The following is a 12297-nucleotide window of genomic DNA, read 5'->3' as shown; positions in this document are numbered from 1 at the left end:
GTAATCATCAACAAAAAATTATGAATTTTTATATAAGAAAAGTAATAGTACTAGCATTTATTTTTTCTTCCTTTGTGTCAGCACAAAGCCAAAATGTATCTCTTAAGGATACAGAGTCTTTTTTTCCAAATGCAGAAGTTCTAAAGAAAGATACGATTTTATGGAAATATCTCTCTGTACCTGAAAACTGGGATAAACCTCAAAGTAACATTATCAAATTAGCTGTTGCGGTATTAAAAAACAAATCAGGAAAGACGGATAGAGATGCTTTAGTTTTTATACAAGGAGGGCCAGGAGCAAGCGGCATTCAAAATATAGGAAATTGGTTTAATCATCCTCTTCGACAAGAAAATGATATTGTATTGTTTGATATTCGAGGTACTGGATTTTCTGAACCTAGACTATGTCCTGATTTGGGAAAAAAGTTTTTAGATATCTTAGCCAAAAATCAGTCAGAACAAGAGGATGAGAATCAAAAAACTGCGGCTGCTTTATCGTGTAAACAAAACCTTCTAAACTCGAGAGTTGATATTAAGGCATATCACAGTCAATCAGTAGCGAAAGATTTACATGCTCTAAAAAATCAATTAAAATATGATGATTGGCATGTATATGGTGTTTCATACGGGACTTATATGGCACAAGTATATGCTACGTCTTACCCTGAGGACATCAAGACTTTATCTTTAGACTCTCCGATATCAGATATGCCTACTTACTATTCATACAATACGAGTAATTATGTAAAAAGCCTGTCAAAAGTTTTTAAGAAGTGTAAAGGTGATAAAGATTGTAATGCTGTATATCCAGACTTAGAAAAAATGTATTACAAAACTGTTGCTGATTTAGAAAAAGCACCTATAACCGTTTCTGTAGATAAAAAAACTATTGCTTCTGGAGAGTTTACCTACAATTCAGAAGATTTTAAAATAGCAATTCAACAAGCGTTGTATACTAAACAACTTATTGAAATGATACCTTTGTTAATTTATCAATTTCAGCAGAGAAACAATGAAGCACTAGGAAAATTGGTAGCGGCATTTTCTAGCTTACTAGGAATGGATTATGGAGTGTATTACTGTGTTAGTTGTAACGAAGCGCTACCATTTAATAAAATATCGGATTATAAGAGGGATGCTTCCAAGCACATAGGACTCAAAGGTGGTGTGTCTTTTTATAAGTCAGATTTTAAAGTATGTGATAAGTGGAATATTAATCGCAACGACTCCATATCAACTTTTGATTCTTCAAAATTGGAAACATTATCTTTTCCGGTACTCGTGTTTTCTGGAGGGTATGACCCAATTACACCTTCTTCCAACGGAAAAGTACTAGCTAAGGTTTTTTCTAAAGGATATTCCGTGATTGCAGCTTCTTATGGTCATACACCGGGTTTTACAAAAACAGGGAATAAGATTGCCCAGGCTTTTATTAATGACCCTAATCGTACTCCAGATGTGAATGCTTTTGAAAAAGAAAGTATGATAAGTTTTGTTAAAGGAGTTACCATCAATCCAGGAGTATCTAAGGTAGGGAATAGCCTAAATCAGTTAAACTTGATTTTTCTATCTCCTTTGTTTGTTGCCCTGGGGATAATGAGTGTGTTTGTCTTTACCTATATGATTAAGCTTTTGAGAAGAAAATATAAAAGAACCCCAGATAGAATAGTAAGGATTCTTAGTGTTCTAACATCTGCCGCAGGAATTACGGGCTTAATATGTCTAGTCCTTGCATTAATGAAAGTTGCTAACCAAAATTATTTTATTCTGGCATTCGGTCTACCTAATAATTTTGATTATGTATTTATCATGATTTTGATTTTTGGAGGGTTTCTAATAGTAACTTTATTATACTTCATTATGCTAATAAAAAGGATAAACGATAGAAGTATTGTTTTTTCTGTCTTATTTTCCAATATTTTGCTTGTAACCTATCTGTTTTATTGGGGAATTCTTTAATAATTACATTAATCATTTTTGAAAAAGAATTAATAATCAGAATTGCTAATTTTGAAAAATACTGTTTAGCCTTTCAACTAAACTATAAAATTAGGAGTATTATATAAGAAATGACACAAATCCTTTATTCATATATAAATAAAGAAAATCATGATCAACTTGTAAAAGAAGTGGGTTCAGTTTTTTCTATCGAATTTCAGAGAAAAATTTTAAAATATCGTCGTTGGCAGGATATGCAATTATCACTGTTAGGGAGATTTCTTTTAAAAAAAGGTATAGAAGAAAGAGGCGAAGAGTTTTGTGAAAATAGTATAAAATATACCCAATATAATAAGCCATATTTTGATGAACAACAGGTTAGATTTAATATTTCCCATTCAGGAGATATCGTGATTTGTGCATTAACAGATACTAATGATGTAGGTATAGATATAGAAAAGCAACATGATATTCGTATAGAAGATTTTAAAAGTCAGATGACAATAGGTGAATGGAAGAGAATTACATCTTCTAGGGATATAAGAACATCATTTTTTGAGTATTGGACACAAAAGGAGGCAGTTATAAAAGCACATGGCATGGGGCTTTCAATTCCGCTTAAATCTTTTGAAATAATCAATAGTTATACAAGAGTTAATAATGATAGTTTCTTTTTAAAAGAAATCAAATTGGATAATGAATATAAGTGTCACATTGCATGTGCAAACAAAATAGGTTTATCACTTTCTAACCCAAAAATTGTAAATCCTTTTGTCAATATATGATTGTCATTTATAGTACGAAGTATCATAAATAATGTTTTAAATAAGATAAGATCCACACAGCATATGTGTGGATCTTTTTTTTTACGTTTTTGAATACTATGGCAAGAAGGTATACTAATATAGGGTTAAATAGTTGGACATAGGGACAAGTGATCAATAAGGATTTGTATATTGTTATAAAAAAAGAAAGGTCTGAGCTAAAAAAACGATAACACTATTCAATTTAGAAGAGTGATATCATCTAAAGTTTTTTGAGAATTGGATAAAAAATCTCAAATTTTTTGATATTATTTTATGGTAAATTCATTACTTTTTATTCCAGATATTTCTGGTTTTACACATTTTGTTCAAAATACAGAGATTGAGCATAGTCAGCATGTAATTTCTGAAGTATTAGAGGTGCTTGTTAATGCGAATACGCAAAATTTGAAACTTGCTGAGGTAGAGGGAGATGCTCTCTTTTTTTATAAAGAAAAAGAAGTCCCTTCTCAAGAAAAATTACTGGCGCAGATAGAAACAATGTTTACAGCATTTTATAGTCATCTCAAACTGCTTGAGAAAAATCGAATATGTCCATGTAATGCATGTGCTACTGCTCCAAATTTACAACTAAAGGTTGTGGCACATTGTGGAGAGTTACAGTTCATCACCGTACAAGAAAAACGCAAACCTTTTGGTCAAGCGGTTATCGAAGCACATAGACTACTAAAGAATTCTATCGCAAGTGATAATTATGCACTCTTGAGTAGTGATATTTCTACAGTTATTGGACTATCATCAAGTTATGAAAGCAAACTATACCATTTTAAAAAAAGTAAGAATACTTATGATGGTAAAGAGATAGGATATTTGTTTTCTGAAATTGATAAAGATAAATTGAAGCTCAATCCATTTGAGACTCCAGAAGTGGTTGATTTTAAGTGTCCACCGGATATTGCTTTTACAACAGAGTTTGAAATATCTGCATTACACTTATTAGAATATATAACCAATTATGGTTACAGACATTATTGGGTAAAAGGAGTAGATAAATTCGAGTATAATCCAGATGAAGTCACCCGCCTAGGAACAGAACATGTATGTGTTATTGATGGGAAACGCTTAAATTTTACTACAGTTACTAAGGAAGCAGAATCAAATGAAATTGTCTACGGAGAGTTAACTACGGATGCCCCTATTGAAAAAATGTATCAATTTTTTATTATAAAACCTAGATCAGAAAACAGTTGTACTCTAACTGTTGAAACCTATCTAAAGGCAAAATCATTATTCAGTAAAATTTTGTTATGGCTATTTATAAAAAAAGCAATAAAGAAATCTATAAAAACATCAATAGGAAATCTAGAAGCATTTATAAAAAACAATGATATAGCAAAAAATTAGAGAAGATCAATTATTCTTTCAAGTTGCATTCCTCGTGATCCTTTGATAAGAATACCTCCGTTTTTATTCTCTATCTTCCAATTTGCTGCAAGATCATCAAATGATTTAAATTTATTAATCCTAGAATCCTCACATTTGGTGTTAAAAAAAATATCTCCAAGTAAGTATATTTTATCAATCTTTGCAGTGCTAATTAAATCAACTACTTTTTGATGTTCTAATTGCGATTCATCACCTAACTCAAACATATCTCCCAGAAAAACAATTTTAGAGTCGTAGTTCAGCTGAACAAAATTATTGATAGCTGCATTCATACTTGTTGGGTTGGCATTATAAGCATCCAGAATAACGGTATGCTGTTTTATTTTAATAATCTGAGAGCGATTATTTGTAGAAGTGTAAGATTCGATAGCACGTTTAATCTGATCAGGTTTGATTTTGAAATAATCCCCAATAGTTATAGCGGCTGCTATATTTGTATAGTTATACTTACCAATTAGATTACTATGTATTGCTAATTCATTAAAAGTGATGGTAACATTTGGATTAACATCTGTTAATTCAACAATAGTATTACCATTGATATTAGATTGTGAAAAACTATAGGAGTTTATCCCAATTGATGCATCGGCTAGTTGTTTTTCATCCAGATTGAGAAAGACCAATTTATTATATTTTCTTAAATGCTTATATAGCTCTGTTTTTCCTTGAAATACTCCTTCAATACTTCCAAAACCTTCTAAGTGAGCTTTCCCAATGTTTGTAATATACCCGTAATCAGGGGTAGCAATAGAGCATAAAAAATCTATTTCACCTATATGATTTGCTCCCATTTCTACAATCCCTATTTCGGTATCTTTAGTCATCGATAAAAGTGTAAGAGGAACTCCAATATGATTATTTAAGTTACCGACCGTGGCAGTAGTATTATAACCAGAAGAAAGCACGCTATTGATTAATTCTTTAGTAGTTGTTTTTCCATTACTTCCAGTAAGTGCTATAATTGGAGTGCCGAGATATTTACGATGATAAGAAGCTAAATTTTGTAATGTTTTTAGAACATTGTCTACAACAATATATTTTTCAGATTCTTTAAAATCAATTTCATCAATTATGGCATAAGAAGCTCCAAGTTCTATGGCTTTTTTTGCGTACAAATTTCCATTGAAGTTATCTCCTTTCAAGGCAAAGAAAATGGTATTCGGTTTAATTTTTCTAGTATCTGTGCAGACACCAGTACTTTCTAAAAATAGTTGATGTATTTGGGAAATAGTCATTAATCATGAAATAGTAAAAAGCCCTGACAGAAATTGTGTACAGGGCTCTTATGTTTATAACGAACATTAATAGTATTCTAATATTATTCTTTTGGTTTCTGGTGTCTTGGTGTTTTTTTCTTTCTTGCTTTAGTACCAACCCTAGACATTGCGTTTCTGAAACCAATATAATCAGTAGCCATATATTGTGGCATAAATCTTCTTTGCGCAGGATCTAACCAATATGCTCTATCTTTCCAGGAACCACCTTTGTATACACGTACTTTATCATCTACGATAGTTGTTCTTTTACTAGATTCATCATATCTTTTATCCATTTTTGTGCTGTCTTCAGCATCAGGACCTACATAATGGATTGGAGCATTATACATTCTTCTATTTGGAGTATTTTGATCTTGATATGCTTCAAAGTACCTAGAAGAACTTTTGTCTCCATCTCTATAGTTTCTATTGTCACTATCGGTGAAATTAGTTCTCATGTACGTGTCGTCTTCATCAACAGGTACTTGTAGTATACCTCCAGGTAGTACTCGTGCAATGATCTTACCATTACTTAAAGTATCATAGACAATAGAATCAGTCATTACTATTTTTACAGTTCCATCTGGATTAATAGCATTTTTAGTATAGACATTTCCTCTGTAGTAGTTAAAATCGTTATACTCATCATCAACTATAGGTCTATAGATGTCAGCTACCCATTCGGCTACATTACCGGCCATGTCGTATAACCCATAATCATTTGGATTGTACGATTTTACAGGAGCAGTAATATCTGCACCATCATCACTCCAACCTGCAATACCTCCGTAATCACCATCTCCTTGTTTAAAATTAGCTAATTGATCCCCTCTGGTTCTTCTTTGCCCAGATCGGGTATATTTTCCATTCCAAGGGTATTTTTTTCTACCTCTATATATGTTATAGCTTCTAATTTCTACAAGACCTAAAGCAGCGTATTCCCATTCAGCTTCTGTAGGAAGTCGGTATTTTGGTAAAAGCAATCCATCTTTACGTTGTATATAAAGACCTGTAGAGTCATTTGTTTTTTCATATCTTTCTGAGGCTCTTCCTCCTCTAATTGCTTCATCGTTACCACCATAAGTTTGCGAAGGAGCGTTTAGGTAAGTATCGGTATCAAACGTACTTTCTGCCGAAACATCTTCGAAAGGTGCATTTTTTTTGATAACATCTTCTTCCTCAAGAATTCTTTCATTAACGCGATTAGTTCTCCAGTTACTAAATTCTATTGCCTGAATCCAATTTACTCCCACTACAGGGTAGTTTGCATATGCAGGATGACGCAGGTAATTGTTAGTCATCATCTCATTAAATCCAAGTCTATTTCTCCATACTAACGTATCAGGAAGCGCACCGTAATAAATATTTCTATATTTTGGCTCGGTAGGAGGATATACTCCTTTTATCCAATCAAGATATTCTAGGTACATTACATTGGTAACCTCAGTCTCATCCATATAAAAAGACTGAACATGTTGTTGGGTAGGAGTGTTGTTCCAGTCATGCATTACATCATCTTGTACTCTACCCATTGTAAAAGTACCACCTTCAATGAAAACTAAACCAGGTCCGGTTTCTTGTTCTTTGTAATTTGTGTTAACCTGAAATCCGCCATCTTTGGAATTATATTTCCATCCTGTGGCTCTAGAATTACTCCCATAGTCGTTCTTAGAACAACTAAATAGTAAAACACTAACGGAAAGTACCATTAGCGACTTAAAAATAAACGCGTTTCTCATAATCTTAAGTTCGTTAAAGTAGAAATTAGGGCTTGCAATATAAATAATAAACGTTAAATTTACCCTAATTTTTTCAAAATATTATCAATTCACATTTTTTTATGAATTTATAATGGCTTTGGTTTAACGCAATATTTCTTTATTTATTATTCATTTTCTAATAAAAACAACAAATATAGCATTCCAATTAAATTATATTTGAGCATTAATTTTTGGTAAAAATCTTATTTCATAAGATAATGTTAAGCAAAAAGTCATATTTAATATTATCTTCACGTTTCTTAATTTAGAAATCTCTAATTCTTAATTCAAGAAATTAAAAGACAACACCCCTTTGTCAAACAGGAAATATTAGCATATATTGAGATGTTTTATCTGATTTTAAAACTGGAAAACAAAAAGAGATATAAGATATCTACAAAATTAGCGTTTATAAACAATCAGCTTGAAAAAAAATAAGAGCACAATCATTCTTACTAACTAAATAACTATATATTTGTCAAACTCAATTTTTAAAGGATATGAAAAGAATATTAACCCTTAGCCTAGTGTGTATTACATTTTTAACTTTTAAGATACAGGCGCAGGAACAAAACAGGGCAATTACAACGGCAACACCGTTTTTATTAATAGCTGCAGATGCACGAGCAGCAGGTCTGGGGGATCAAGGGGTTGCAACTTCCGCAGATGCATTTTCTCAACAATGGAATCCAGCTAAATACGTATACGTAAAAAATAAACAAGGAGTAGGGGTTAATTATACTCCATATTTAAGTAATCTGGTTAATGACATATTTTTGGGAAATGTGAATTATTATAACCGTATTAATGAACGTAGTGCTGTGGCAGCTAGTTTTAGATATTTTAGTCTTGGAGATATAGAATTCAGACAAGGACCAAATGATGAGCCTAATGTTCAGAAACCAAATGAATTAACGTTGGATATTTCTTATGCGCTAAAGCTAGATGATAGATTTTCTATGGCTGTAGCAGGTAGATATTTACGTTCTGATCTTAGGTTGCAAGGTTTAGGAGCAGATGCTAGTGCAGCAGGAAGCTTTGGGGTTGATATAGCAGGTTTTTATAGAAGTGATGAGATTGCTTTTAATTCATTTAATGGTAGATGGAGAGCTGGAGCAACAATTTCTAATATCGGACCTAAGATAAAGTATGATGATGCAGGGCAAGAGAATTTTATACCTACGAACTTTAGATTAGGTGGGGCGTTTGATTTTATTTTTAATGAAGATAATCGAATCACACCGTCTATAGAGTTTAGTAAATTATTAGTTCCTACACCTTTGGATCCAGATACAGATGGAGACGGCGTGATAACTGCAGAGGAGCAGCAAATTGCAAATGATGAGTATAATGATAAAAGCGCGTTTGGATCAATTTTTTCTTCTTGGGGAGATGCTCCAGATGGATTTAGTGAGGAATTGAAAGAAATTACATGGTCGCTTGGGGCAGAATACATGTATCGTGATGTGTTTGCTTTCAGAGCAGGATATTTTAACGAATCTGAAGAAAAAGGAGCACGTAAATTCTTGTCTCTAGGAACTGGATTTAGATATAATATTGTAAATCTTGATATTTCTTATTTATTTTCTACTTCTGCGGTTAAGAGCCCATTAGAAGGAACGCTTCGTTTTGGTCTTTCATTTAATTTTGGAGACGAGTACAACGATTAAGAATATTATCGTAATAATATATAAAAGTATCAAGCCTTTGGGTTTGATACTTTTTTTGTTTGTAGTAAATTGTGAGGCTGTTGTTTTTTAGAATTACTTCAAAATCTTTTGTTGTTAGTTGCAAAAAATTAAACAGATATGTATTGAAGAATTTATCATTCATTGTATTAAATAACCCCTTATGAAAGAAATAGAAATAAAATCTGTTCTTCAGGTTTACGATTCATTTGATGAATTGCCAAAAGATATTCAACAATTAATGCGAGAGTCTACTAAGATTAGAGATAAAGCATATGCTCCCTATTCTAAGTTTTTAGTAGGAGCTGCACTTTTACTGGAAAATGGCGAAGTAGTTTTGGGAAATAATCAGGAGAATGCATGTTATCCATCAGGATTATGTGCAGAACGTACAGCAATATATTTTGCAGGCGCTAATTTTCCTGAAATTGCAATTACTACCATGGCGCTTTCGGCAAAATCTTTAAAGTATAATCTAATTACTCCAACACCCCCTTGTGGAGCCTGTAGGCAGGCAATTGCTGAGTATGAACAAAAACAAAACAGCCCAATTGTCATTTATTTTATGGGAGAAACAGGAAAAGTTGTAAAATCATCATCATTGGCTAATATTATGCCACTCGTTTTTGATAATTCATATTTATAACGTTTTCGTTGATTTTATGGGCAAACTCCTTTTTCCTTAATTCCGAATATGTTATTTTTGTTTTTCGTTTTCTTGAGAAAGTAAGAGAAGACATTAAGTGATTACTAGTTTTGAAGCTAGTTTTTTAGTCATATATCAGTACAATTATAAATGAAAAAGATAACCAAAGATGTTTACCTAAATTGGTACGAAGAAATGCTTTTCTGGAGAAAATTTGAAGATAAGCTAGCCCAAGTTTATATTCAACAGAAAGTAAGAGGTTTTTTACACTTGTATAATGGTCAGGAAGCAATTTTGGCAGGAGCTTTACATGCAATGGACCTTACCAAAGATAAGATGATTACAGCATATCGTAATCATGTTCAGCCTATTGGTATGGGGGTAGACCCAAAACGAGTTATGGCAGAGCTGTATGGTAAAGCTACAGGTACTTCTCAAGGATTAGGAGGGTCGATGCATATTTTCTCAAAAGAGCATAGGTTTTATGGAGGACATGGTATTGTCGGAGGACAGATACCTTTGGGAGCAGGTTTAGCATTTGCGGATAAATATCACAAAAGAGATGCAGTAACACTTACTTTTTTTGGTGATGGAGCTGCCAGACAGGGTTCATTACATGAAACTTTCAATTTAGCGATGTTGTGGAAACTACCAGTAGTATTTTGTGTAGAAAACAATGGATATGCTATGGGAACTTCAGTCGAAAGAACGGCAAATCATACAGATATTTGGAAATTAGGACAAGGTTATGAAATGCCTTCTGGACCAGTAGACGCTATGAATCCGATAAAAGTAGCAGAAGCTATGGATGAAGCAATTACTAGAGCAAGAACAGGTGGTGGACCAACATTTTTGGAACTAAAAACATATAGATATAGAGGACATTCTATGAGTGATGCTCAGAAATACCGTACTAAGGAAGAAGTGGCAGAATATCAAAAGATAGATCCAATAACTCAGGTGCTGGATATTATTAAAGAAAAAAAATATGCTACAGATGATGAAATTGCTACAATAGATAAAAGAGTGAAAGATCGGGTTGCAGAATGCCAAAAATTCGCAGAAGAATCACCATTCCCAGAAAAGAATGTAATGTACGACGTTGTATACGAGCAGGACGATTATCCATTTTTATCACACAAACCACAATAAATTATGGCTACAGTAATTAATATGCCGCGATTGAGCGACACAATGGAAGAAGGAGTTGTTGCGAAGTGGCTTGTGAAAAAAGGAGATAAAATTAGTGAAGGTGATATCTTGGCTGAAATAGAAACGGACAAAGCAACAATGGAATTTGAGTCTTTCTATGAAGGAACTTTGTTACATGTTGGGATTGAAGAAGGAGAAACGGCTCCCGTTGACCAGCTTCTTGCCATTATAGGGGAAGAAGGAGAAGATATCTCTGGATTGTTGAATGGAGACGCAACACCAAAAACAGAAGCGCAGAAAGAAGAAAAAGTGGAAGAGTCGAGTCCTGTTTCTGCAGCATCCTCAACTATTCCAGAAGGAGTAGAAGTGATCACTATGCCACGTCTTAGTGATACAATGGAAGAAGGAACTGTTGCAACTTGGTTGAAAAAGATAGGAGATACTGTTGAAGAAGGAGATATTCTGGCCGAAATAGAGACTGATAAGGCTACTATGGAATTTGAATCTTTCTATAACGGGGTTTTATTGCATATTGGTATAGAAGAAGGGCAAACAGCTCCGGTTGACGCTTTATTGGCAATTATTGGACCTGCCGGAACAGATATATCTCATCTTAAAGATGGTGTTACAGTAAGTAATACTTCCTCTACTGTAAAAGAAATATCTTCGGAAAAAGGAGGGAATACGGAAGTGAAAAGTACTGCTTCTAATGTAGAAGCAACATCTGGAGGTCGAATTTTTGTTTCTCCCTTAGCAAAGAAAATTGCGGCAGATAAAGGTATAGATCTTTCTCTCGTAAAAGGAACAGGCGAAAATGGACGTATAGTGAAGAAAGATGTAGAATCCTATACACCTTCCGTTTCGAGCGCTCCAAAACCGTCTAAAGAAGTAACCTCGACTCCAGCAATACAAACATTTACCCCTGCGGGAGAAGAAGGTTTTGAAGAAGTGAAAAATTCGCAAATGCGTAAAGCTATTGCAAGAAGCTTGTCAAACTCTAAGTTTACTGCACCACACTACTATCTAACAATAGAAGTAGATATGGATAACGCAATTGCTTCACGTAAAATCATTAATGAATTGCCAGATACCAAGGTGTCTTTTAACGATATGATTGTTAAAGCTTGTGCAATGGCATTAAGAAGACATCCGCAAGTAAATACAAGTTGGAAAGATGATGTAACTGTATATAATAAACATATTAGTATAGGAGTTGCAGTAGCAGTTCCAGATGGATTAGTGGTACCGGTATTACCATTTACAGATCATATGAATATCATGGAAATTGATACTAAAGTTCGTGATTTGGCAATAAGAGCAAGAGATAAAAAGCTAACACCGCAAGAAATGAGTGGTAGTACATTTACAGTATCTAATCTCGGTATGTTTGGTATTCAGGAATTTACTTCAATAATCAATCAACCAAATTCGTCAATATTATCTGTTGGGGCAATAGTTGAGAAACCAGTGGTTAAAAATGGGCAAATTGTTGTAGGTAATACAATGAAAGTAACTTTAGCCTGTGATCATCGAACGGTAGATGGAGCAACAGGAGCACAGTTCTTGCAAACATTACAACAGTATCTTGAAAACCCAGTAACTATGCTGGCGTAGTTCAACTACTTACATAATTCATATCTAATCCTGC

General features: G+C 33.4%; 9 protein-coding genes. 7 read left to right on the top strand and 2 right to left on the bottom strand.

Annotation, left to right across the window (positions count from 1 at the left end):
• Positions 1–20: 20 nt before the first annotated feature.
• From C1X07_RS16155 to C1X07_RS16145, 3 genes are all read left to right on the top strand, one after another.
• Entirely contained in the window at positions 21–1958 is a 1938-nt protein-coding gene (locus tag C1X07_RS16155; RefSeq protein ID WP_241507273.1) for an alpha/beta fold hydrolase, read from the top strand.
• Between the two features lie 110 nt (positions 1959–2068).
• Positions 2069–2722, top strand: coding sequence for a 4'-phosphopantetheinyl transferase family protein (locus tag C1X07_RS16150; RefSeq protein ID WP_103071066.1), 654 nt, complete (start codon positions 2069–2071; stop codon positions 2720–2722).
• A 294-nt stretch (positions 2723–3016) separates the two neighbouring features.
• Positions 3017–4105 (top strand): DUF2652 domain-containing protein, encoded by a 1089-nt coding sequence (locus C1X07_RS16145; protein ID WP_103071065.1) that lies wholly within the window; start codon positions 3017–3019, stop codon positions 4103–4105.
• On the opposite strand, the gene C1X07_RS16140 is transcribed toward C1X07_RS16145, so the two are convergent.
• Positions 4102–5382, bottom strand: a complete 1281-nt coding sequence (locus C1X07_RS16140; protein WP_103071064.1) for a UDP-N-acetylmuramoyl-tripeptide--D-alanyl-D-alanine ligase — start codon at positions 5380–5382, stop codon at positions 4102–4104. The two genes, C1X07_RS16145 and C1X07_RS16140, sit on opposite strands and share 4 nt — an antisense overlap.
• Before the next feature lie 83 nt (positions 5383–5465).
• Positions 5466–7142, bottom strand: a complete 1677-nt coding sequence (gldJ, locus tag C1X07_RS16135) for a gliding motility lipoprotein GldJ (protein ID WP_103071063.1) — start codon at positions 7140–7142, stop codon at positions 5466–5468.
• A gap of 521 nt (positions 7143–7663) precedes the next feature.
• Here gldJ and porV point away from each other — a divergent pair.
• From porV to C1X07_RS16115, 4 genes are all read left to right on the top strand, one after another.
• Entirely contained in the window at positions 7664–8833 is a 1170-nt protein-coding gene (gene porV, locus C1X07_RS16130) for a type IX secretion system outer membrane channel protein PorV (RefSeq protein WP_103071062.1), read from the top strand.
• Positions 8834–9014: 181 nt separating this feature from the next.
• Complete coding sequence (locus C1X07_RS16125; protein WP_103071061.1) at positions 9015–9497, top strand: cytidine deaminase; 483 nt, start codon at positions 9015–9017, stop codon at positions 9495–9497.
• Positions 9498–9647: 150 nt separating this feature from the next.
• The gene (gene pdhA / locus C1X07_RS16120; protein WP_103071060.1) at positions 9648–10649 is read left to right on the top strand and encodes a pyruvate dehydrogenase (acetyl-transferring) E1 component subunit alpha; all 1002 of its coding nucleotides are present in this window, start codon (positions 9648–9650) and stop codon (positions 10647–10649) included.
• A gap of 3 nt (positions 10650–10652) precedes the next feature.
• On the top strand, positions 10653–12263 hold the full coding sequence (locus C1X07_RS16115; protein WP_103071059.1) for a pyruvate dehydrogenase complex dihydrolipoamide acetyltransferase: 1611 nt from the start codon (positions 10653–10655) through the stop codon (positions 12261–12263).
• Positions 12264–12297: the final 34 nt, after the last annotated feature.

Origin of the sequence: Aquimarina sediminis (assembly GCF_002895435.1) — a bacterium.
Taxonomy (GTDB): domain Bacteria; phylum Bacteroidota; class Bacteroidia; order Flavobacteriales; family Flavobacteriaceae; genus Aquimarina; species Aquimarina sediminis.
Note: the sequence above shows the minus strand (reverse complement) of the source record. Positions and strands in the feature narration are given on the sequence as shown.